At 62.2% G+C, this 19,161-nt stretch carries 25 protein-coding genes and 1 tRNA gene; 3 read left to right on the top strand and 23 right to left on the bottom strand.

Annotated features, from left to right (window positions below; genetic code table 11):
• Nucleotides 1–138: 138 nt before the first annotated feature.
• From SPHN_RS09690 to hspQ, 4 genes are all read right to left on the bottom strand, one after another.
• Nucleotides 139–684 carry a GNAT family N-acetyltransferase gene (locus SPHN_RS09690; protein ID WP_248522932.1) on the bottom strand — a complete coding sequence of 182 codons (546 nt, stop codon included), beginning with the start codon at nucleotides 682–684 and terminating at the stop codon, nucleotides 139–141.
• A gap of 174 nt (nucleotides 685–858) precedes the next feature.
• Nucleotides 859–1,149, bottom strand: a complete 291-nt coding sequence (gene rpmA / locus SPHN_RS09695; protein WP_132738101.1) for a 50S ribosomal protein L27 — start codon at nucleotides 1,147–1,149, stop codon at nucleotides 859–861.
• Between the two features lie 13 nt (nucleotides 1,150–1,162).
• Nucleotides 1,163–1,510 carry a 50S ribosomal protein L21 gene (gene rplU, locus SPHN_RS09700; RefSeq protein ID WP_248522933.1) on the bottom strand — a complete coding sequence of 116 codons (348 nt, stop codon included), beginning with the start codon at nucleotides 1,508–1,510 and terminating at the stop codon, nucleotides 1,163–1,165.
• Between the two features lie 244 nt (nucleotides 1,511–1,754).
• Entirely contained in the window at nucleotides 1,755–2,150 is a 396-nt protein-coding gene (gene hspQ / locus SPHN_RS09705) for a heat shock protein HspQ (RefSeq protein ID WP_248522988.1), read from the bottom strand.
• Nucleotides 2,151–2,305: 155 nt separating this feature from the next.
• On the opposite strand from hspQ, the gene SPHN_RS09710 reads away from it, so the two are divergent.
• Both SPHN_RS09710 and SPHN_RS09715 read left to right on the top strand, forming a co-directional pair.
• Nucleotides 2,306–2,395 (top strand) — tRNA-Ser (locus SPHN_RS09710).
• A 191-nt stretch (nucleotides 2,396–2,586) separates the two neighbouring features.
• A complete protein-coding gene (locus SPHN_RS09715; RefSeq protein WP_248522934.1) occupies nucleotides 2,587–3,183 on the top strand; it encodes a hypothetical protein in 597 nt (198 codons plus the stop codon).
• On the opposite strand, the gene SPHN_RS09720 is transcribed toward SPHN_RS09715, so the two are convergent.
• The 10 genes from SPHN_RS09720 to SPHN_RS09765 all read right to left on the bottom strand — a co-directional run bounded on the left by SPHN_RS09720 (nucleotide 3,173) and on the right by SPHN_RS09765 (nucleotide 9,848).
• Nucleotides 3,173–3,430, bottom strand: a complete 258-nt coding sequence (locus SPHN_RS09720) for a hypothetical protein (protein WP_248522935.1) — start codon at nucleotides 3,428–3,430, stop codon at nucleotides 3,173–3,175. The genes SPHN_RS09715 and SPHN_RS09720 overlap by 11 nt on opposite strands.
• Before the next feature lie 11 nt (nucleotides 3,431–3,441).
• The gene (locus tag SPHN_RS09725; protein WP_248522936.1) at nucleotides 3,442–6,045 is read right to left on the bottom strand and encodes a tape measure protein; all 2,604 of its coding nucleotides are present in this window, start codon (nucleotides 6,043–6,045) and stop codon (nucleotides 3,442–3,444) included.
• Nucleotides 6,046–6,048: 3 nt separating this feature from the next.
• Complete coding sequence (locus tag SPHN_RS09730) at nucleotides 6,049–6,453, bottom strand: HK97-gp10 family putative phage morphogenesis protein (protein ID WP_248522937.1); 405 nt, start codon at nucleotides 6,451–6,453, stop codon at nucleotides 6,049–6,051.
• Nucleotides 6,454–6,780: 327 nt separating this feature from the next.
• Complete coding sequence (locus tag SPHN_RS09735; protein WP_248522938.1) at nucleotides 6,781–6,996, bottom strand: hypothetical protein; 216 nt, start codon at nucleotides 6,994–6,996, stop codon at nucleotides 6,781–6,783.
• A complete protein-coding gene (locus SPHN_RS09740) occupies nucleotides 6,993–7,283 on the bottom strand; it encodes a hypothetical protein (RefSeq protein ID WP_248522939.1) in 291 nt (96 codons plus the stop codon). Before SPHN_RS09740 ends, SPHN_RS09735 begins: the two co-directional genes overlap by 4 nt.
• 172 nt (nucleotides 7,284–7,455) lie before the next feature.
• Nucleotides 7,456–7,698 carry a hypothetical protein gene (locus SPHN_RS09745; RefSeq protein ID WP_248522940.1) on the bottom strand — a complete coding sequence of 81 codons (243 nt, stop codon included), beginning with the start codon at nucleotides 7,696–7,698 and terminating at the stop codon, nucleotides 7,456–7,458.
• On the bottom strand, nucleotides 7,691–8,125 hold the full coding sequence (locus tag SPHN_RS09750; RefSeq protein WP_248522941.1) for a hypothetical protein: 435 nt from the start codon (nucleotides 8,123–8,125) through the stop codon (nucleotides 7,691–7,693). Before SPHN_RS09750 ends, SPHN_RS09745 begins: the two co-directional genes overlap by 8 nt.
• Nucleotides 8,118–8,543 carry a hypothetical protein gene (locus SPHN_RS09755; RefSeq protein WP_248522942.1) on the bottom strand — a complete coding sequence of 142 codons (426 nt, stop codon included), beginning with the start codon at nucleotides 8,541–8,543 and terminating at the stop codon, nucleotides 8,118–8,120. Before SPHN_RS09755 ends, SPHN_RS09750 begins: the two co-directional genes overlap by 8 nt.
• A gap of 140 nt (nucleotides 8,544–8,683) precedes the next feature.
• Nucleotides 8,684–9,316, bottom strand: coding sequence for a hypothetical protein (locus SPHN_RS09760; protein WP_248522943.1), 633 nt, complete (start codon nucleotides 9,314–9,316; stop codon nucleotides 8,684–8,686).
• Between the two features lie 37 nt (nucleotides 9,317–9,353).
• Nucleotides 9,354–9,848 carry a hypothetical protein gene (locus SPHN_RS09765; protein WP_248522944.1) on the bottom strand — a complete coding sequence of 165 codons (495 nt, stop codon included), beginning with the start codon at nucleotides 9,846–9,848 and terminating at the stop codon, nucleotides 9,354–9,356.
• A 179-nt stretch (nucleotides 9,849–10,027) separates the two neighbouring features.
• Here SPHN_RS09765 and SPHN_RS09770 point away from each other — a divergent pair, with 179 nt between their 5' ends.
• Nucleotides 10,028–11,026 (top strand): hypothetical protein, encoded by a 999-nt coding sequence (locus tag SPHN_RS09770; protein ID WP_248522945.1) that lies wholly within the window; start codon nucleotides 10,028–10,030, stop codon nucleotides 11,024–11,026.
• A gap of 171 nt (nucleotides 11,027–11,197) precedes the next feature.
• On the opposite strand, the gene SPHN_RS09775 is transcribed toward SPHN_RS09770, so the two are convergent.
• The 9 genes from SPHN_RS09775 to SPHN_RS09815 all read right to left on the bottom strand — a co-directional run bounded on the left by SPHN_RS09775 (nucleotide 11,198) and on the right by SPHN_RS09815 (nucleotide 18,608).
• A complete protein-coding gene (locus SPHN_RS09775) occupies nucleotides 11,198–11,623 on the bottom strand; it encodes a hypothetical protein (RefSeq protein WP_248522946.1) in 426 nt (141 codons plus the stop codon).
• Between the two features lie 197 nt (nucleotides 11,624–11,820).
• Nucleotides 11,821–13,890, bottom strand: a complete 2,070-nt coding sequence (locus SPHN_RS09780) for an AAA family ATPase (RefSeq protein ID WP_248522947.1) — start codon at nucleotides 13,888–13,890, stop codon at nucleotides 11,821–11,823.
• 295 nt (nucleotides 13,891–14,185) lie between these two features.
• Nucleotides 14,186–14,461: a hypothetical protein gene (locus SPHN_RS09785; RefSeq protein ID WP_248522948.1), complete on the bottom strand. Its 276-nt coding sequence runs from the start codon at nucleotides 14,459–14,461 to the stop codon at nucleotides 14,186–14,188.
• A gap of 127 nt (nucleotides 14,462–14,588) precedes the next feature.
• Nucleotides 14,589–14,753, bottom strand: a complete 165-nt coding sequence (locus SPHN_RS09790) for a helix-turn-helix domain-containing protein (RefSeq protein WP_248522949.1) — start codon at nucleotides 14,751–14,753, stop codon at nucleotides 14,589–14,591.
• Between the two features lie 705 nt (nucleotides 14,754–15,458).
• Entirely contained in the window at nucleotides 15,459–15,893 is a 435-nt protein-coding gene (locus tag SPHN_RS09795; protein WP_248522950.1) for a hypothetical protein, read from the bottom strand.
• Nucleotides 15,890–16,447 (bottom strand): hypothetical protein, encoded by a 558-nt coding sequence (locus tag SPHN_RS09800; RefSeq protein ID WP_248522951.1) that lies wholly within the window; start codon nucleotides 16,445–16,447, stop codon nucleotides 15,890–15,892. The genes SPHN_RS09795 and SPHN_RS09800 overlap by 4 nt, the downstream gene beginning before the upstream one ends.
• Nucleotides 16,440–16,604 (bottom strand): hypothetical protein, encoded by a 165-nt coding sequence (locus SPHN_RS09805; RefSeq protein ID WP_248522952.1) that lies wholly within the window; start codon nucleotides 16,602–16,604, stop codon nucleotides 16,440–16,442. Before SPHN_RS09805 ends, SPHN_RS09800 begins: the two co-directional genes overlap by 8 nt.
• Nucleotides 16,605–16,965: 361 nt before the next feature.
• The gene (locus SPHN_RS09810; protein ID WP_248522953.1) at nucleotides 16,966–17,325 is read right to left on the bottom strand and encodes a hypothetical protein; all 360 of its coding nucleotides are present in this window, start codon (nucleotides 17,323–17,325) and stop codon (nucleotides 16,966–16,968) included.
• A gap of 131 nt (nucleotides 17,326–17,456) precedes the next feature.
• Nucleotides 17,457–18,608: a tyrosine-type recombinase/integrase gene (locus tag SPHN_RS09815; protein WP_248522954.1), complete on the bottom strand. Its 1,152-nt coding sequence runs from the start codon at nucleotides 18,606–18,608 to the stop codon at nucleotides 17,457–17,459.
• Nucleotides 18,609–19,161: the final 553 nt, after the last annotated feature.

Genomic DNA, 19,161 nt, shown 5'->3' on the forward strand with positions numbered 1-19,161 from the left:
CAATCCACCCCGGCGGAGGCTGGAGCCCAATTCGGAGACGGTGCTAACGAGGGACATCGCTCCGTTACTGCAACCTTTCCAATTGGGCCCCGGCCTTCGCCGGGGCGGTGGTAAGTGCTCAGGAAACGGCGGTCTAAATCACGCCGCCAAAGGCATCGGCGCACATCGGTCGTCATCCAGATCCAGCTCGAACATCACCGCCGGCGCCTCGCCACCCCGCCCACGCGATGTCCGCGGCTCGACCCGCCCGGTCGGTCGAAACCCGAGCTTCGCCAGCACGCGCCCCGACGCCGGGTTGTCGACGAAATGAAACGCATCCAGCCGCCGCAGGCCCAGCGCATGCCGGGCGATCGCCACCACCGCCTCGCCAGCCTCGGTCGCATAGCCGCGACCCCAGGCGTCCGGCGCCAGCCAATAGCCGAGCTCATGCCCCGCATCCGCCGCGCGGATACCGATCCCGCCGACGAGTCGCGGCGCGCCCGCTTCCATTGTCTCGATCATGAAATGTGGGTCGTGCGGCCCACGCGGCTGCGCCAGAAACGCCTCGGCGTCGCCCAGCGCATACGGCCAGGGCGCTCGCGCCAGCTTGGCGACCACCGACTGGTGGCCGATCGCCCGCGCCAAAGCAGGCGCATCCTCCGGCCAACCCGGCCGTAACGTCAGTCTCTTGGTGCGCGCGAACACGGCTCTCTCCTATCGCGTCATTGGCTGCGCGCATGCCACGTCGGGATGACGGGACCGCGACAGCCGCGTGGAGGGAGCAATAAAAAAGGGAGCCGGGGTGACCCGTCTCCCTTGTTCAGGTTCGCTTTCGCGACCCGGGTCACCCTGGTGGGCAACCCGGATGGTTACCCGATGTTATTCGGCTGCTACCGGCATCTCTGCCGTGTCGTTCGCTGCCAGCTCGACCGAGCAGAATTTGCGCCCGAGTTTGCCCTGGCTGAACACGACGCGGCCATCGACCAACGCGAACAGCGTATGGTCGGTACCAATACCGACGTTCGTGCCCGGGTAGAACTTCGTCCCGCGCTGACGCACGAGGATGTTGCCGGCGACGCACGCCTGGCCACCGAACTTCTTTACGCCGAGACGACGACCGGCCGAATCGCGACCGTTGCGCGAAGAGCCGCCTGCTTTCTTATGTGCCATCTGAAGCTACTCCTTATGCCTGAGCGGCCGGGGCGGTGTCGCCCTCGTTGCTCTTGGCGGTCTGGCCACCAACGCTGACGATCTTCAGGATCGTGTGCTGCTGGCGATGGCCGTTCTTGCGACGATAGTTATGACGACGACGCTTCTTGAAGACGATGACCTTGTCCGCCTTCGCCTGCGCGATGATCTCTGCAGCGACGACGAAGCCCTCGACGGACCGCAGCTCCGAGCCATCGCCCGCCAGCAGAACGTCACCCAGCGTCACCGACGCACCTGCATCGCCCTCGATCTTCTCGATGACGATCTTATCTCCGGCGGCGACGCGATACTGCTTGCCGCCCGTGCGCACGACTGCGAACATGGCCCTTGTCACTTTCCAAATACATGTGCCCCACGAACGCAAGGTCCGCCGGGAGAAGCCGGGCAGCTAAGGGAGGGGGGCAGAGTTGTCAACCGCGAAGGGGCGCGGGAGGGTGGTAAAGATGGAGAGTATGGTGTCGTCTACCGCACCGTCGCAAGATTGTTTCTCCGCGAAGGCGGGGACCCGGACTGGACTCCCACCTTCGCGGAAGAACAAGCGTCTTTAGACGACGGCGCGATTCGCCTCAGTGCCGGTGAACCTGCCGCAGCGCGTACCGGCCATCCGCATAGTCGCTGAACAACCCCGAGATCGCCGGATGATCGACCGGCTCATCGCTGTCGTCGGGCACCAGGTTCTGCTGGCTGACATAGGCGACGTAGCTCGACTCCATGTTCTCGGCGAGCAGATGGTAGAAGGGCTGATCCTTGCGCGGACGGATGTCCTCGGGAATCGCGGCATACCATTCGTCGCTGTTCGCGAAGACGGGATCCACATCGAAGATCACCCCGCGGAAATCGAACAGCCGGTGCCGCACGACGTCGCCGATCGAGAAATTCGCGTGCGAGATCGGCGGCGCGACCACCTCGGCGGGGATAAGCGGGCTCGTGATGTGGTGAGCGATACTGTCGTGTCGGGGCATATCGGCCAATTTAGGGTCTGTTTTGCGCCGCACAAGGAAAACGCGCCGGACAGTGCCCGCAAGCTCGAAATCCGCTTGCGTCCCCAGGGGCAGTTCATTAGAGGCGCCCCTTCGACCGATCGGAGGCGCTGTTCGCAGTGTTTTGGATGACCTGCGGAGAGGTGGCAGAGTGGTCGAATGTACCGCACTCGAAATGCGGCGTACCCGCGAGGGTACCGTGGGTTCGAATCCCACCCTCTCCGCCATTTACCTAGATTTAGCGTGCTAAAACAGCTGCTTAGGTAACCCTAGAATATCGGCCCCACTGGCCACCCAACACGGCAAAAACGCCGCCGCTGTTCAGTTGATAAGCGAATCGTCCGCGCCTAGCCTTGCCTGAATTATTCTGGGGGCGGGAATGTCACGAGTAGGTTGGGCGGCGAGTGCTGCGATTGCGTTGTCGATCATGTCACCAGCGATTGCGGCTGCGCAGTCCAAGTCCGAACAGCGAACGCTGGCCCTGCTCGCGCGTCCTCCGGCTGAGCTGGTCGGTTTGATCGCGGTCACCGGCGATAGCTTGGATCCGCAAATCACGATTAGCACGCGAGACGTGACAGCGATCACCAGCAAGGGCCTGCTCGCCAGCACCACCTCCGAGAACAGCTTCCTGCGCGCCTTCATTAACCGAAAGACTGGCGCGGTGTCGGCGCAAGTCTATCACTCCATGACCTACGGCGGTCGGGGCTTCGACACGTTCTCTCGGGCGACTTACGAAGCCCCCGATGGCATCGAGGAAGCCTCCGTCTCCCAGGTGTCTAGCGACGTCTCATGCTCCCGCTACGGCTGCACGCACTATGCCGACGTCGTGTTCCCTATAAAGGTCGAGGTGCTGCGCGCGGCGGCGAAAGCCTTCAATCCTGCGACACCGCTGTTCGGGATCAAGTATCGCATCTTCGGGCAGTCGGGCACGAACATAGACGAAGGCCTACCGGGCAATGAGATGGCCGCTTTTGTGGCCGTCATCGATCGCGAGGTTGCAGCGCTTAAGCGATAAGGCCGGCGCCCTCGGGCCGGTTCTGCAGGACGTATTGCCGGAACCGCGCGCGGCGGCGCTGCCTGTCTACCGCGACGGCGCGAGCTGCGATCAGTTCCTCTCGCCCTTCCTCGTCTATCCAGCGCTTCACGACGCGCCAATTCGTACCGTAATGCGCCTCGATGCCGCCCCAGCCGATCGCGATGTAGACTGCACGGAAGTCGGCCGGCTTTGAGCGCGCGGTACTGCGTCGGGCGGATTGAACCACAACCAACTCCGTCACGACTTAAGCCGCTCGTAAGAGGCCATATGACCGGGTGTATCTCGAACCGCGTTCTTGTAAGTCCTCCCGTCCATCCTTGCAGCCTCTGCTAGAATGACGCTCGACAACTCGCGCGCGAACCCAGTTGGATTGACTGAGTTCTTTGCGTCGACGCTAATCGAATAGTGGTTCGTCACATGCTGTGAAGGTCGAGCTGCCCTCGCATTCGTGTTGATGCTCGACAGGTTCGGGTTGGCGACGCTCAGCCGCTCGTGCGCTCCGATCATCGCGCGAGGTACGCCGTTGACGCTCAGCACGTTTTTATCAACGCCACCCATCCCGCCTGCGCGGATCTGGCCTCCATTGGCGAGGCGAGGCAGGCCAGAGCTTGAGCCGCCGCCCGCCAGCGCCGTACCGATTGAACCGATGATTGACGCGAATCCTCCGCCGCCCCCGCCAGAAGCGCCAGCGCCGAACAAGGAATTGGCGATCGGCTTGATGATGGCTTGCTGGATTGCGATGCGCAAAAGGTCGCGGACGATGCCGCCGGCGACGTCGTGGAACACGTCACCAAGCGACTTCGCCCCGGTGATTGCGTCCGCCAGGCCATCGTTCAAAGACTCGAGGCCGTTAATCTCGATGCCCTGAATATCCTCTTTCAGACGATCCGCATTGAAGCCGTCTGCGTACTGCTGCCCGCGCGACGCATAGCGCTGCTCGACTGCCGCCCGCTCGTTCGGTTGCGTCTGCTTCAACGTACCCAGCCGACGCTCCGCATCGCCAATGTCGGCGGTTGCGGTTGCTCGCGCATCGGGACCTGTGTTCTTGTCCGCAAGCACCCGGCGACGATCGGCAATTAGCTGCTCCTGGTCGGCCCGTTCCTGCTGCTGCGCGAGCGCCAATAGGCGAAGCTCGATCTCTTTGCGCTCGTTCGCCGTCTTGGCGAGGTCGAGGCGCGAACGAAGCGTGTCTTGCTCATTACGGTTGCCCGCCTCCGCCGATTGCGCCGAACGACGGATCGCGGCCGATGCACGCTGCTCGATCGCAACGTCGCGCTCGCGAATGACTGCCGCTTTCTCGGTCGCCGCGGCTAGATCGGTCAAAGCGGTAAGCCGTATCCGCTGAACGTCCGTAATCCGCTTATCGCCCTTGATCAGGTCATCATTCTTGACGCGCTGCGCTTCAATGCGAGCAACCTCTACGGCGGCGCGCTGCTCGGCCGTGTCAGCTTCATCGCCACGGGCGCGAAGGATGCGGTCGTTAAGCTGCGCTTCCTGCCGGGTGAACGCATCCTCATTGAGTGGCGACTTAGGCGCGCTCGTCCGGCGTGCTGCGCTTGGCCTTCCCCCGCCGGCAGACGGTGCCCGCACAACGGCCGGCGCTTGCCGGTTGCCAGTCAGGTTTAGCGAGCCGTCACGATTGGTGCCGGGGAAGCGATCGGCAAGCTGTGACTCGACGCGGCGCGCTTGTGCCTGCTCTGCGCTGCGTGCGCTTGCCACACGGAAGTTGCTGCGAAGCGACGGCGGCGCGACTGTAACTTGCTGCCCTCCGGTGAAACTTCGGAGGTAGTTTCCAGGTGCGTTGAGGAAGTTGGCAAAGTTAGCCCCCGCCGTACCCACGCGGTCGAAACTGCCTAGCAGGCTTTCGATCTGCTCTTTGACGCTGCGGGTTTTGACGATGATGTTGTCAAACGCGAAGTCGGCGCCATTAGTCAACGGATCGAATACGTTCCCCAAGCCGTCGAATATCGCGCGTGTCTCAACGCCAAAGTCGCGCGCTAGATCCTCAAGGCCAGCGAATGACGTAGTGCCATCGGCTAGGATATTGACGATCGCGTTAGAGAACTGGCCCCCTTTGTCAAACGCGCCGAAGGTGATGACAGCCGCATTTTCGATTTGCTGCATCGCCTCGCCAAACGTTGAGGGAAGCTGTTTGAAGTCGCTATCGATAGAGGCCGTGAACTTTGGATCAGTGAGAGCGCGAAATAGAACGTCGCTGGTAAGCTTCCCCTCTGCCGCTAGCTTGCGAACCGCGCCCTGCGTTACGCCCATCGAATCCGCGATTAGCTTGACGATGCGCGGGGAGGCTTCGGCGATGCTGTTAAATTCGTCGCCGCGTAGCGCGCCAGACGCAAGCGCCTGCCCAAACTGGAGGGTTGCCGATGCCGCGGCGTTGGCGTCCGCCCCGCCGATCTTGAGGGCCTTCGAGAATGTCTCAGTCGCGCGGGCAGCGTCGGCCTGCGATCGTCCGGTTTGCTGCGAGGCGCGCGCGAAGTTGCCGTACAGCGCCGTCGTGGCTTCTAATGACGATCGCGTGCTAGCCGCGATCTTCCTGGTATCGTCCTGCGCCTTGTTGAACGAACCGAAACCGTTCGTGGCTAACCGAAGCTGCGCGTCGAGCTGCTTAGACGTGTCCGCGATCTTACTAAGCTGCGCAACTAGGAGGCCGGCGCTAACCGCGCCCAAAGCCCCGGAGAACTTAGACGCGAAAGCGCTGCCACGCTGCTCCATTGCACTCAGGCTTCGGTCTACACGGCTGCTCGCGGTCCCAAGCTCGCGATCCAGTTTGTCATATTTGGCGCGAAGATCGACAGCGATCTCGGCAACGGAGAGAGAGCCCATAGCTTAATCCTTGAAATGTCGACGGGCGGCGCGGAAGGCAGCGTTGCGCAGCATCTTATCAACTTTGTCGCTAGACTTGTCAGCGGCGGGGCGCATGAAAGGTCGAGCCGCCATCTTACTTGTCCCATATTCTAAGTCGACTGAGTAAGGTGCAGTTGAAACGACCTGGACATGCAATGGCGCAAGCTGGAGAACATGAATGCCGCGGTTAAGGACTTGGGTGTCAGAGTTCGGCGCCTCGCCAGGTTGAGAGGCGACATGATTCTTGCCGCCAACTGACCCTGTCGTTATTGAAATATGTGCTTCCGTCGCGACGATGTCCGCAGCGGCGTACATTTCCTTGGCCACATCGCGCTTGATCGCTGCGGCCAATGTCCGAAGCTTATCGCTAAACTTACGGCCCATCATGGCTCGCCTGCGCCGCAGCGGCCGAATGGATGTCGCCGTACCGCGCGAGGGCGTCGAGGGTGACGGGCACTCCGGCTTGGAACTCGACAGTCGCCAGTGGCGTACACCACGTCCAAGGGGCGTCGAATGTAACCGGCACGCTATCCGGCTGTGGCTTGGGGGCGGTCTTCGGCATCCCCGACAGGTGTCGGTAAAAGCTGGCCAGCTTTACCGCCGTGAAGGAAGCGGTTGGTCGTGCGGTGGGGTTGGTCGCTGCTTGGTGCTACAAACGCCCGTTTCCCGCATGAAAGCACGAAGTTTAGGCGGACGGGGTATCCACCAACGCCATTATTGCCCGCGCTGCAACCGGCGGACGATCAGCGCTAGGCCGATAAAGTCATAGTCCGGTGCGTAGATAACAGCGCACAACTCTGCCTCGGTCGCGGGCAGGGATTCCAGGATCTCTAACTCTCGTTCGGTAAGGCCGCTCATATCCCAGTGGTGTACGATCGGCGGGAACTGGACTTCGGCGCGCTCCAGGCGCGCGAGTAGCTTGGCGTTCACGCTGCGCCCTCCGTTGATGGCTCGCAGGCGGCGGGATGCTCGCCGTAATAGAGCTCCCGATTGCGCGAGCCGGGATGGTCCTGCGACGGGTGGACGCCAGTACGTTCGTATTCGACAGGCACGCCGCCATATTCGCCGTTGGGCGCGACGATCCGGTAATAACAGACCATGTCATCTTCCGTCGCGTCGGGCTCCAGATCCCAAGGCAGCACGACGAAAAACCGGCGGTTCTTCTGGATCTGGTGTGCCTCGACCGCAGCTAGGCGCTTCGCCCAATCGCTTTTCATGCGGCGGCCCCAGATTTGGGGGCGCCTGGTTTCGGGACACGATGGCCCGCAAAGCGAAGCTCCCACGCGGCCAGCTGCTCAGCCGTGAAGTAGCGTTCCCGATCGGCAGCAAGTGTATGCGCAGCTTCCGGTGGATAGGCGGCGGCAATGCGCTCGATAGCTGTCGGCACGATCATGCCATCAAATCCGTCATCGTCATGCCAGCGAAGGCGACAGCGCATCCGGGGTAGCGCACGAGCATCTGCCGGGTTGCTACCCATGCGCGCTCCTGGTCGTCGTCACTCTCCCCGGCCGCTCGAGCTGCTGCGGTGAAGACGTCGAACTCGGCGCGGTCGTTCGTGATCTGGCGAGCTAGTAGGGCGTCGGCGCGCTTCGGTGCCTCCAGCCGGGAAAGACGTTCGGTGCGACTAACCATTTTGGCGCTCCTCGATTGCCCGTAGGCGTTCGTCGATGTCGGCGGTTTCCAGCGCACGACGGTGTTGCTCCAGCACGGCCGATAGAGCCTGCGCCTCTGCTGGTGTGATCTCGCCTGTCGCCACCCCGGCAAGGATAGCCCCCAGCGCGACAGGGTGATCGGAGGCGGTGGTTACGTTGGGCAACTCGAACTCAATCGTCCGGTCTTTCCGCACCGGCACCAGCCGTTCCAGGCAAAGGCGGAGGGCGGTGGTATCGCCCGCCTTGGCAAGGTCGATCGCCTTGCGGGTTAGCGCTTCGGACTCACCCTCGAGCAACAGCTCGGCCGCGCGCGACTGGCGCCAGCGCGTGCCCTTTGCCTTCCCCGGGTTGCCAGGCGCGAACGTGCCGTTTGCGAGGCGGTCGGCGGAGGCTTCGTTATCAGCCATCGCTAGCAGGCGGGGTGATACCCTCGACCGCCGCCCCCATGATAGCCAACGCCAGTTCCCAGCGCTCGACCAGCGGCATAGGGCTGACATAGCAACGCATGTAGCTGTCGACGTCGTACTCGTCCCACGAGATGTGCTCGTCGCCAACGTCGCCGCCGCCGCCGCCGATAAGTCCGGCGCGGATGATCTGGCTTAGCTCGACCGCGGAAAACTCGGCGTGGGCAGGCGAGGCAATTTCCTCGCCGTCGCGGATGAACCGGCCGCGCAGTAACCGGGCGTAGGCGGGACCGATCAGTAGCGGCGGCTGAGGCAATGACTGTGGCCCGCCAAGGCCTCGCTCGAGGTTCCACATCTGCTGATCATTCAAGTGGAAGCGGAACTTGCCACCAGCGAAGTCGAGCGTCAGATCAGTGTTCATGGCTGGTGCTTTCGATAGACCGCGCTGCCGTCATGGGCGCGCTGGTGAGGAAGTTTGCCGCGATCGGGCAGGTGAGGTGACCACCAACCCACCCTCCGACCGCGGCTACCGGGCGGAGAGCACCCGGTATCTCTGGAAATCTAACCATGCATCATGTCCCGAGGGGGCCATATGCCGTAGGTTACCGCGAAGGAATCCGACGCTTCCAAGCACGTCAGCCTAGTATCAGTCAGCCTCGGTACGTGCTGACCACCACATCCGCCGACCGGCACAACAAAGATGTTGGAGCAACCCCGCGCAACCGCCTCGGCACTGATTAGCGCGGGCTTGCCGTAGCAACTGCCCAGCTTACGGCACTCGGCGTCGGATTCTTGGATCCGCGTAAAGAGCGCGATCATGCTCGCAGTTAGTTCAGGCCATTGCTTCCGAATGTCGGCGGCTAGATCATCTCGCCGCTGCATCGCCCCAGCGTAGGCGGTTTCCGCGAGCTTGCGGCGGTTCGAATCCTCAAGCTCCGTCACGCGGGCGTGAAGTAGCTCTAGCTTGGCGGTCATCCGGGTTGCCCGCCGCCGCTGCTTAGCTGCCTCGTCTGCGGCGTCGTCAGCGTCCGCCTCGGCGGTCTCTACCGCGATCGAAACCGCGTCTAGGCGCGCGGCCTCAGCGGTCGCTTCCGCGATCTCAGCCTGCATATCTGCGATTAGAATATTGACGTCGGTTAGGCGCGCGCCCTGCGCAAGTGCGGCGCCAATACGTTCGTCGGTCGGTTTAGGCATGTTTCGTCTCCCATTGGCGGCGCCGAAGCGCGGCCGGTTACTTGCGCCAGCCGTTGTGCAAGTCGTCTGACATTCGTTTGTGTGCGGCATCCGCCTCAATTCTGAGGGCCGCGGCCTGATGCGTCTGGTCCGCCAACGTCGCGGCGGTGCGCGCATGGTTACCGGTCAACTTACGAACGGTTTGCGCTTCGATCGCTTCGCTCCAAGGCTGCGCATTGGCGCCCAAGTGGCTCTGCGAAAGGTCGTGAACATAGCGGGCGTGCGCGATCTCAGAGCGGCCGGCGCCACTGTCTGCAAACGTCCGCTCGGCGTCGGTAAGGGACACTGCGCCAGGGTTCGCCGTATCGCAGAAATTGCGGCTCCGGACGGTCTTGCCGGTGTCGGTCATCATTACGTCGAAGCCGATGTAATCCCCCGGCCCCATCCAGGCGCTCGCCATGCTGGCGGCGTAACCGGATCGCAGCGCGCCCGAAGCGTCTAGGGCCTCGCTATCTGCGACCATTGTGCCATCTGAAACGCGGCGATAGGGCATTGTCGTCTCCTGGTGCCAGCGTCGATCGCAGGCCAATGATCAGGAGCTATCGGTAGGTAAGACCAGCGGTTACCGCCGTCATCGGTCATTCAGATTTGGACGGTCACTGCCATGTTGGTGCAACGTGGTGGGGTTACCGTCAAATCTGAGGGAATGCTCTCGGCAGTTCGGCGGAGGCCATGTCCGCCCGCAGTCGGTTTGTCCAACTCGGAACTCGGCGTCTGCTCTGTCAGGCCAGTATAGACTTCTCAGGCCCGATCGGAAACAAGCTGTTTGCGGGCAAGCCGCAGGGGTCGAACTCATTGATGCAAAGAGTGCTTTGGTACGTTCTGGCGGCTTTGCTAGGCAGCGTCTTGCTCATCGCATCGACATGGGTCATTTATCCACAAGCCCCAAAACTAACTCCGGACAACGCTTTCAAACAGGAGGTCGCACGCTTCCGGCCAGGTGGACAAAGATGTCAGGCGGAAGTCATTCGGCGGCTTAAAATTCCTAGCCGTATCGAACGTCGTGCTGCCGACTGTCTCGACGCCGAACAAAAACAGCGAGATCAGTCGAATAGTATCTTGGAGGCTCGTCGTGCGGCCGATGCTGCCAGCGCCAGCGCGGTTTCAGCATTCGAGCAAACCCGGATAGCGGCCTTGAGTTTGTCTCTGGGCGCGCTGACGATGATAGCAGCGATCGCGGCCGCTTGGTATGCCCGACAGGCGGCGGAAGGTACAAAGCAGTCCAACGTCGCATATCAGAGCGCCGCCCGCCCGGTAGTTGTCATCAGCCTAGCAAACTTCAAGATTGAGGCGTTGTGGCTTACCTACGATATTGTCTGCGCAAATGTTGGCGGGACCGGTTGTGTGGTTGAAAAGCTAGCATTCACTTGGCGACCTAAAGATTCCCAAAGCAGTATTTATCTAGGCAGCTCATGCTTTAAGCCTATACCCTCGACAGCAGAGCCGGTGGTATTGCGTTCAGATACTGTTATGCTTTCGGGCCTCCTGGAGAGGAGCGTGATCGAGATGGTGGTTTTTATTAGCGGGGCTTTTATATCTGAATCAGACAAAGCTCAGCGTTTTGCTTTCGAGGTGTCCGAGTCTTCCGAGAACTTCGAAAAAGCTCATTTTCATCGCGTTGAACCAATGGGCTTGAGATTCGAGAATCTAGGTCAGACAGAGTTGCTATAATCTATTCGTGCCGCGCGAAGGCGATCGGCGCCCAACGCCGTGAAGTAGCGCGTCGTCGCGCGCTTCCCGAATATGCGATTGGCGCGCTCCCAACCCAGCTCGACGAATACCCGTTCAAACTCAACTGGGATCGGTTCGGCAATCTTGGTCGACTGAGCCTTACGCACGGTGTCAGGCGTCCTCATCAATGATGCCAAGACCGGCGATCTGGCGCAGCTCGTTGAAATACTCGCGGGCTTCCGGCGTGCCGCGGTTCCAAGCTCGCATGATGTGGACAGCCAGCGTCGTTTCCCGATCTTCGTCAACGAACCCGGCGCGCTCCTGCCGGTAGGCGACTGCCGCCGCTTTCGCCTTACGCTCGCCCCAGCCTTCCGCAACCGCGGTCGCCAGCGTCTCGAACCGAGTTTCGTCGGGCAGGCAGGAAAGTTGCGCGTGCACCTCGAACGATAGCCGATCGTCACGCTTGCCTGGTGGGAATGCAGTGGCGATGCGAACACTGTTGCTCAGCTTCACCCGCGCAATGTCCAACACCCCGGCCATCTCGGTTGTCGTCGCCCCGATCCCCTTGCACCGGGCGTCCGCGATCAGGTCGCCCATTGCCCAGTTCGCCGCATCGCGCGCCGTCGAATGGCTTCGGAAGGTGTCGAGCCAGTCGTCATACTGCGCGGCTAGTTCGGGCGTAGGGAGCGAGGGGGCGACCATGCGACGGTTATTCTCGTGGCGGTAAAGTGCGCTTACCGCCGTCAGGTTCGCGCCCCGTAAAAACCCCGGATTATCGGCCGCGCACCTAAGCATCACCCGAAGTCCTCGAACCCCGGAACCGGCTCGTTGCCAGTCTCACCGGGGGCAAGGATCTGCTTACCGCGGGGCCTACCCTTTGGCTGCTCGGCTGCTTCTTCATGGGAGGGCGCGGGCACCCCAAGTGCCGCGTCCGGTATATTTATATAACCGTATGTGGGGGGGGTGGTTTGGGAAGGCAGTTCGGGGTCGTTCGGGAACGTCTGTGGGAAGCGTTCGGGGGTGGCGTTGGGGGTCGTTTGCAAGCGTCCGGATGAACGCCCCTTTGTCGTGTCGTAAACCTCGATCTGTTCGACTTTGCCGATCGACAGCAGGCGCTTCATCGCGAGCGCGAGCTTGTCCTTTTTCATCCCCTTAGCCTCTGGCATTCCCTCGAACCGGCTGGGGGCATAGCTCGGGCTGACATTGGCGGAGACGTGAAGACCCTGCTTCACCGCAGCCGCGAGACAGTCGAGGAAGGCCTGATTTGCCGAATTGGTCGCTGCGACCTCTGCGATCTGGGCCCGCATATCCGGCGACAGATCCGCGTCACGCACCAGCGCGAAGTCATGCCACCGACAGGACATTTCCTCCCCAGCGCGCGCATAGTTGGCCTTGCCCAGCGATATGCGGCGCACGTCCGCGTCGTCTTCCGAGCGCTCCATAAGCACTTGCGACCGGACTGCATTGAGCCAAGCCGTGCTGCCCGAATAGGTATCGCCTGCCTTGTTCCGGTGCGCGATCAGCAGGATCGTCACACCGAAGTCGCCGCATAGCTGATACAGCAGATTGATAAACGCCGTGACTTGCCCGCGGTCGTTCTCGTTGCCGGGGAACAAGTGCGCCACGTTGTCGAGCGTCACTAGCTTGGCGCCTGTCTTCTCAATCGTTGACCGCAGCAGCTTGTACGCCGTCGCCACCCGGAGCTTGCCACCATCTTCGAACGTCGCCAGCTCGTTGTTCAGCCGGCCGCGAAGGCTGACGACATGCAGCCGGCCAGCGAGGGCCTGCAACGTCGTGCCGATCGTCGTCGCGATCTTGGCAAGGCGCCAATGGTTCTCTCGATTGTCGTCCTCAGCCGTGATGTAGAGCGCGGGGCTCGCTACCACGTCGACACCCAGGAACGGCTTCCCCGCGGCTGCGCAGGCGCTAATCTGGAGGGCGAGGGTGGACTTGTTCGTGCCGCCGTCGCCGGTGATGATCACCACGTCATCCTTCGGGATGAAGCCGGGCATGACGAAGGCTTTGGGCGTTGGCGTAGTGTTCGCCCAGGCCGTCAGGTCGGCAATGTCGAACGTCTCGACGACAGGGTTGAAAGCGATGTCGGTTAGTGCCCGCAGGTCGAACGCCGAACCGCCAGCCCCCATGCTGCACTTCGCCTTTACCCAGTCGATTACGTCGCCCTTGGGAGGCAGGCCGGGAAGCTCGACGATAGCGGCCACGCCCCCAGCGGAGCGCACCGCGGCGGCTACCTGGTCGGCGAATACGCGGCCTACATCGTCATTATCGGGCAGCACCGCGACCTTGCGGCCGGCAAGGTACGAAACGTAGTCGTCTCGCCAGCCCTTGCACCCGAACGCGATCGCAGTGGCAACGAAGCCCATTTCGACCAGCTTGTCAGCTTTCCGTTCGCCCTCGACGAAATAGACAACCTGGTCCGGATCGGCTGCAAGCAACTCGGGCAGGCGGTATGGCACGCGCTCGACTTTCTCGAGTCCGGTCATCCAGGCGGTGCCCTCAAGGCGTTGCGCCACGAACCGCTTGGCCTCACCGGGCTTCTCACGCCGGACGGTCCGGTACAGCACCGCGCCATTGGCGTCCGCGTATTCGTACCGCGCGACATCACGCCAAGCGGGATGGTCTGCGCTGCGCTCGCGATCGGGCAGCAACCCGGCCTTGCGGCACTCATCCTTGATCTCGCGCCAGTCACCGCCGTTGAACGATGATATGACGACGTCGCCAGTGGCGCCGTCCATCACCTTCATTCCCCGATCCTTCGAACTATGCCCAGGCGTCGGGAACAGCCCATAGCTGCCGTGCCATTCGCCGCGATAATGCCGGGTGATGTTCTCCGCTACCGAAGCCATCAGCGAACCTCGCGCCCGTAAACCTGCCCAGGCCGTTGCTGAGCGCCGGTAAGGTTTAGTGGCCGGTATGGTTGACCCTCAAGCTTATAGACCAGCGGCATACCGCTAGCCCGGTGGACGCGCATCGCGAGCGATTCCGCGGAAGCGTAGGGCATCGCGCACGGCCCCATTGCCATAGACGCGACTTTGCCTTCAGGCTTGGCACCGAACCATTCCAGGCACCACTGCCCACGCGGGACCTGCTTGATCACAAGCGCTCGAACGGGTGGCCTGCCAAGGCGATGTAGAACGGCGGTCATGCCGTGCCCCCTCGCGCCCGCGCGATCATCGTAGCAGCAAGGTCCCGAGCTTCGGCCTCTTTCTCAAGCTGCCGAACGATGCACGCGCCAACGGCGACAAGCGCACTCTTTTGTTCGTCTGTAAGCACCGATTGTGCGGCATTGAGGGTCTTCGCTAAGTCGACCAGCGCCGCGATCCAGAACGTGTCCGCCCATCCCTCGGGAAGGTTGCCAGCCTGCTCCGCAAAAACGCCGAGGTAGGACTTCCACGAGTCCTTTCGATCGGCGCTCATTCCGACACCGCGCTTGCGCGTTCGCGGAGCTTTGCGTAAAACAAAGGCCGTCGACGGTCTCCACACCCAAGATGAAATTGGCCCTGCACCCTGATCCGGTGCGGGGCTTTTTCGTTTGGGGCATTACTCATGCTGCACCGACGAGCTTCTTGATGCTCTCGACGTGCACGAGCTGGCGCCGGCCGATCTTGACCGTGCTAAGCGTCCCACCATTGATGAGATTGTAAATCGAGTTACGCCCGAGGCCGGTAGCCTTGCAGGCGTCTGCGATTGATACGGTGACAGGTTCCATTGCGGTGCCTTCGGTTTGTCTGCGTTTGCACAAATACCGGGGCGCGTGCGGGGCGTTTACCACCGTCAGCGCGACGTATCGGCGTGCGAACGCGGCGCGTCAGTTGGGGACGGTGGTGGGGCTGATGCCGACACGCGAGGCGAAAGCCGCGAGAAACCGCCGAAAAGTTGGGCCCCGATGGCGGATCACCAGTCCGCAACTGTGTGCGCTGGCAGCAGTCGCAGCCGACATGGAACAGATCGCCGGCGCGCTTGAGGACGATCTAGAACGGAATCGTTCGCGGATCTCCAAGTCGAGGTCGGTAGCGAACGTCGTTGTAAGAGCCCCGCCGATAGGGGTATGGCTACGCCTGGGCATCAAAAGTGCCTTTCCGCAGTGATACGTTCGGCCGTGAACAGCCGTTCGTGTTGATGGGGGAGAGGCGGTCGGAAGGGCGCGTGCCCTAGGAAGCTGAACCCTTCCGACCGTCCACGGCGCTGGAGAACCCTGCACCGATTACCATCGCCCATAGAGCGCGGCAGAAACCTAAAACATCAAAGGCCGGCGAACACCGCCAGCCAGTATGCGATACCAGACATGGTGTACGAGGCGGCGAACAAATAGCCAACGTTGCGCTAGCCTAGGCCTCCGATTTTCCGTTCTCTAATCGTTCTTTAGGCCAGCGATGTGGCGGCCAAATGCACCGCCGCGCGAACACGAACCACATCAGCTAGGAGCCTCCGCTTCGTGGAGCTGGAGCGCTGCAACGGTGGCGCGGACGGCCTCGACACGTTCAGGATGCCCAATAAGTGGCCGCATGACGTCCCCCAGCGCTATCCAGTCGCATTCGTGGACTATCAGCCATAAGCGGCCGGCACCGAGCGCGTAGCCCCCGCCGATCGCCGCCAAGCTTCGGAGCCATGCCGTTGCATCGAAGGCGTCGGCGTTCGGATAGATCCTGTCGACCGCCTCGACCATTTTGCGAACGATCGCGAACCGAGCCGGGTTGTCGTAGATCTCCCGGAACACGTCGGCCGCGGCTCGGTCCTGCTCGGGATTGTCGAGTCGCCAGCCTGCGATCAGCTCTCCGTCGTGCAAGGTCAGGGTGCCTCCGACTGCCAGGAACGATGCGCGCCACGTGGCAGCGTTCCAGTCGGTCATCGATCGTTCGCGGCGAACGTGCCGGCCTCCACGTCCATTGCGAAATTGCCGCACAAGCGCGCTTCATCATCCTCGAAGCCGTGACTGCCCATGTCTGACGGCTGGCGGATGTTTTCGGGCCACGAACTCGGCTCTCGGTCGATGTCGGCTATCGTCTGAGTATCCCAGTATCGGCCAATCGAAAGCAGAAGGTCTTCCTGCCCCGCGATATGGTCTTCACCTGCACCGCACGTATCGGCGTCGTCGTCCTCGGCCGGGTCGCTGTCTTCGTCGTCCTCGGTCGTATAGGCCGTCTCTGACATCTCGTAGCCGGCGCTGGTCGTCTTGCGGCTCCGGGTGTGCCACTCTGGATAGGACAGGTCGTTGGCGTCGCCACAGGGTTCGTCGTCCCCGCCGTCTTCAAGGTCGGGATCTCCCCCCAGTGTATCCATGAAGGCAATTAGGGACTCGATCTGGTCGCCAACCTCCTTCGCTGCTCGTTTGCGCCCCAATAGGGAGGGGAGGTCGAATAGCGGCAGTGCCTGCGCACCGTTCAAGATACGAAGCTCAAGCATTGCGCGCCTCCGTGAACTCAACGATCTTGAAAAACGCGGTGATCTTGTCCGCCAGTCCGTCGCGTGGCGATGTGCCGTTGCGCAGATCGAACACCAAGCGCGGGTCCTTCGCAACCATCCGGCCAAGCGCGGACGGCGCGACAGGGCGAACCGCCATGAATGCTTCGAGCCGCCGCAGCTGCGGTAAGCCTTTGGCGCTCGGGCCGCTCTTTGGGGAATGTGCCTCAGCGGCGGACATGGATGCGCCGACTGTCGTAAGGCTCGGGACGTAAAGGGGGCGTGGCGCGATCTGGCGCGACGGCGGGTTGCTCCTGAAATGCTGCATGTCAGCCCTCCCGATCGAGGGAGAAGGCATGAACCATTCCGGGAATTAACCGGCTGGTAGTGTTTACGCGGGTATTCTCGCGAGCGAGGATCGCCCGTAAGGGGGTCTTAGTCATCAGTGGCTCCTAGAACAGCCGTTGGTGATCAGGCTCGACGTCACCCTGCCAGGGGTGTGCGTCGGGCCGCTCCCGCCGCTATGGCGAAGAGGTCGTGCGCTGCGTGACGCTAGCCAGCAGCAATTCCTGAAACTTGGTACGGGCAGCGATGCCGCTCCGATTGAAAAGCTGTATGAGCGCGGCGACCTCGCGGTGGGTCACAGCCTCGGGCGTAGTGATCGCCCGCAGCCGCCTCTTAGCTGAAACCTGTTTCCCTCGCTTCGCTGCGAGGATCAGCGTTGCCGCCTCTCTGCTCGGAAGCTTCAATAATGCGCTTTGCTCAGCCGCGCTCGATAACGAAGTCGGCACCAAGTCGCCGGGACCCGCACCTAGCTCGGCAAGGGCGCGCGCCGCCTTGAATTGCCGATTGATCGTACGCTTGCTCTTACGGCCATCCATAGCGATCAGGCTTGCCGGTTTCCGCGGCCGCCCGGGTCGCCCAGGGTTGTCCCGATCGTGCCAGCCATACTGGGCAAGGAATCTCGCACGATCCTGACCGCTGGCGGAGAGTTTCGGGCCATCCTGTCCCACTACGCCACCGCAGTCTTGAGCGGCACGACGTTTCCTACCGCGCGCTGGTCAAGATACGCGGCCCAAGCGTCCATGAGCTGCCGGCGCTTGTCGAGTAGATCGCCGCGACGGTACGCCCGCTCGACAGCGTTCGCGATCTGGTGAGCAAGTGCCTTTTCCAGGACCTCACTCGGGAAGTTGGTTTCTTCTGCTCCCCAGTCGCGGAACGCCGATCGCCAGCCGTGCACCGTGTCCGTGCTGCCCATGTCGCGCATCACCTTTGACAGTGCCGCGTCGGTGATCTGCTTGCCGGTATAGGAGGCGAATACGAACTCCGAACTACGGACCGCGTGCAACCGCTTCACCAGCGCTAGGGCAGAGGCGGACAGCGGCACCACATGCTCACGCGCCATCTTGATCCGCTCGGCTGGAACGGTCCACGTCGCGGCATCTAGATCGATCTCGTCCCAACGTGCGCCGCGGGCCTCGCCCGAGCGCGCCGCGGTTAGGATTAGGAACAGGAGCGCATTGCGCCCGTTCGTCTCTTGGGCTGCGCGCAGCTCGCTCACAAAGGCGGCGGCATCCTTGTACGGGATAGCAGCGTGGCCTTTCTGACCGTGCGGCTGTGGCGGCAGGCCCATCCGGATAGCCTGCATCGGTGCGTCATGCTCGCGGAAGCCGTGTGCGGTCGCCCAGGAAATGACCGTGCCGATCCGCTGGAGGGTCCGCCGTGCCGTCTCCGGCTTGGAAAGCCATATCTTCTTCATGGCCGTAACGATCATCGGGCCGGTGACTTGGTCGACAGGTAGCGCGCCGAATGCCGGGAACGCGTAATCCTTAAGCGTCGATAGCCACTGAGCTGCGTGCTTCTCATTCTTGTAGCCGGCCTTGCGCTCGTCGTGCGCGCTGGTCGCTGCCTCCTTGAAGGTCGGCGTCGTCTGTTTCGCCTTGCGCTTCTCGGCGACCGGATCGAGCCCGTCGCGGACGATCTTACGGTGGCCGGCAGCGCGATCGCGCGCCTCCTTCAACGTGACTTCGGGATAGCGACCAAGGCCAATGTCCCGGCGCCGTCCGTTGCCGTCACGAACTCGGGCAAGCCATGAACGCGAACCGCCTGTGTTCACGACCAGCAACAGACCATCGCCAACAGAATACCGACCGGGCTCGCGCATCGCGTTCACCTCTAGGACGGTGGCTGGAGCTTTTCGGCGGGTGGTGGTCGCTGTTTCCATACCCACTGATATGCACACTTCGCAGTGGGGCTGTCAACAAACATCGGCAAACGGCCACAAACGATGGCGGCGTAGAATCCCATGTTTCCCGAGGCATGCAGGGCCGTTAGCAAACGTCCGATGCCGTAGGTTAGGCGGACACCCTCTCCGCCATTTATTTCTGACATCGCTATATAAACTGCCCCTTGGGCGCGGCCGTCCCCGGCCGCGATTGCGCGTGTATCGAACTATGCCTTGGACAGTCGATCCTGCACGCGTCTCCCGATCGCGTCGCCGGTACGACTGTCAGATTTCAGAGCTCCAAGGCGCGATTTTATTTGAGTTCGGTCACTGGCGGTAGGCAACGGAGTGACTTGGTAGTTGCAACCTCTCGCGCCGGATAGTGTAGCCAAAGCATAGAATGTCGGAAGAACCGAGCCGGACAAGCAAACGCCCGGGCCGTTGCCGACCCGGGCGCCTGCGTGACGATCGCTCGTCAGCCCCCATTTTGGCG

Origin of the sequence: Sphingomonas faeni (assembly GCF_023195535.1) — a bacterium.
In the GTDB taxonomy this organism is placed as follows: domain Bacteria; phylum Pseudomonadota; class Alphaproteobacteria; order Sphingomonadales; family Sphingomonadaceae; genus Sphingomonas; species Sphingomonas faeni_B.

Bases quoted from the DNA above. Each gene is read 5' to 3' on its own strand.
- SPHN_RS09810 (WP_248522953.1), bottom strand. From the start codon at position 17,325: ATGGATGGCCGTAAGAGCAAGCGTACGATCAATCGGCAATTCAAGGCG.
- SPHN_RS09770 (WP_248522945.1), top strand. From the start codon at position 10,028: ATGTCCGCCCGCAGTCGGTTTGTCCAACTCGGAACTCGGCGTCTGCTC.
- SPHN_RS09800 (WP_248522951.1), bottom strand. From the start codon at position 16,447: ATGCTTGAGCTTCGTATCTTGAACGGTGCGCAGGCACTGCCGCTATTC.
- SPHN_RS09775 (WP_248522946.1), bottom strand. From the start codon at position 11,623: ATGGGCGACCTGATCGCGGACGCCCGGTGCAAGGGGATCGGGGCGACG.
- SPHN_RS09795 (WP_248522950.1), bottom strand. From the start codon at position 15,893: ATGACCGACTGGAACGCTGCCACGTGGCGCGCATCGTTCCTGGCAGTC.
- SPHN_RS09780 (WP_248522947.1), bottom strand. From the start codon at position 13,890: ATGGCTTCGGTAGCGGAGAACATCACCCGGCATTATCGCGGCGAATGG.
- SPHN_RS09760 (WP_248522943.1), bottom strand. From the start codon at position 9,316: ATGCCTAAACCGACCGACGAACGTATTGGCGCCGCACTTGCGCAGGGC.
- SPHN_RS09725 (WP_248522936.1), bottom strand. From the start codon at position 6,045: ATGGGCTCTCTCTCCGTTGCCGAGATCGCTGTCGATCTTCGCGCCAAA.
- rpmA (WP_132738101.1), bottom strand. From the start codon at position 1,149: ATGGCACATAAGAAAGCAGGCGGCTCTTCGCGCAACGGTCGCGATTCG.
- SPHN_RS09730 (WP_248522937.1), bottom strand. From the start codon at position 6,453: ATGATGGGCCGTAAGTTTAGCGATAAGCTTCGGACATTGGCCGCAGCG.
- SPHN_RS09765 (WP_248522944.1), bottom strand. From the start codon at position 9,848: ATGCCCTATCGCCGCGTTTCAGATGGCACAATGGTCGCAGATAGCGAG.
- rplU (WP_248522933.1), bottom strand. From the start codon at position 1,510: ATGTTCGCAGTCGTGCGCACGGGCGGCAAGCAGTATCGCGTCGCCGCC.
- SPHN_RS09750 (WP_248522941.1), bottom strand. From the start codon at position 8,125: ATGGCTGATAACGAAGCCTCCGCCGACCGCCTCGCAAACGGCACGTTC.
- SPHN_RS09785 (WP_248522948.1), bottom strand. From the start codon at position 14,461: ATGAGCGCCGATCGAAAGGACTCGTGGAAGTCCTACCTCGGCGTTTTT.
- SPHN_RS09745 (WP_248522940.1), bottom strand. From the start codon at position 7,698: ATGGTTAGTCGCACCGAACGTCTTTCCCGGCTGGAGGCACCGAAGCGC.
- SPHN_RS09755 (WP_248522942.1), bottom strand. From the start codon at position 8,543: ATGAACACTGATCTGACGCTCGACTTCGCTGGTGGCAAGTTCCGCTTC.
- SPHN_RS09790 (WP_248522949.1), bottom strand. From the start codon at position 14,753: ATGGAACCTGTCACCGTATCAATCGCAGACGCCTGCAAGGCTACCGGC.
- SPHN_RS09805 (WP_248522952.1), bottom strand. From the start codon at position 16,604: ATGGCGGTTCGCCCTGTCGCGCCGTCCGCGCTTGGCCGGATGGTTGCG.
- SPHN_RS09740 (WP_248522939.1), bottom strand. From the start codon at position 7,283: ATGAAAAGCGATTGGGCGAAGCGCCTAGCTGCGGTCGAGGCACACCAG.
- hspQ (WP_248522988.1), bottom strand. From the start codon at position 2,150: ATGCCCCGACACGACAGTATCGCTCACCACATCACGAGCCCGCTTATC.
- SPHN_RS09815 (WP_248522954.1), bottom strand. From the start codon at position 18,608: ATGCGCGAGCCCGGTCGGTATTCTGTTGGCGATGGTCTGTTGCTGGTC.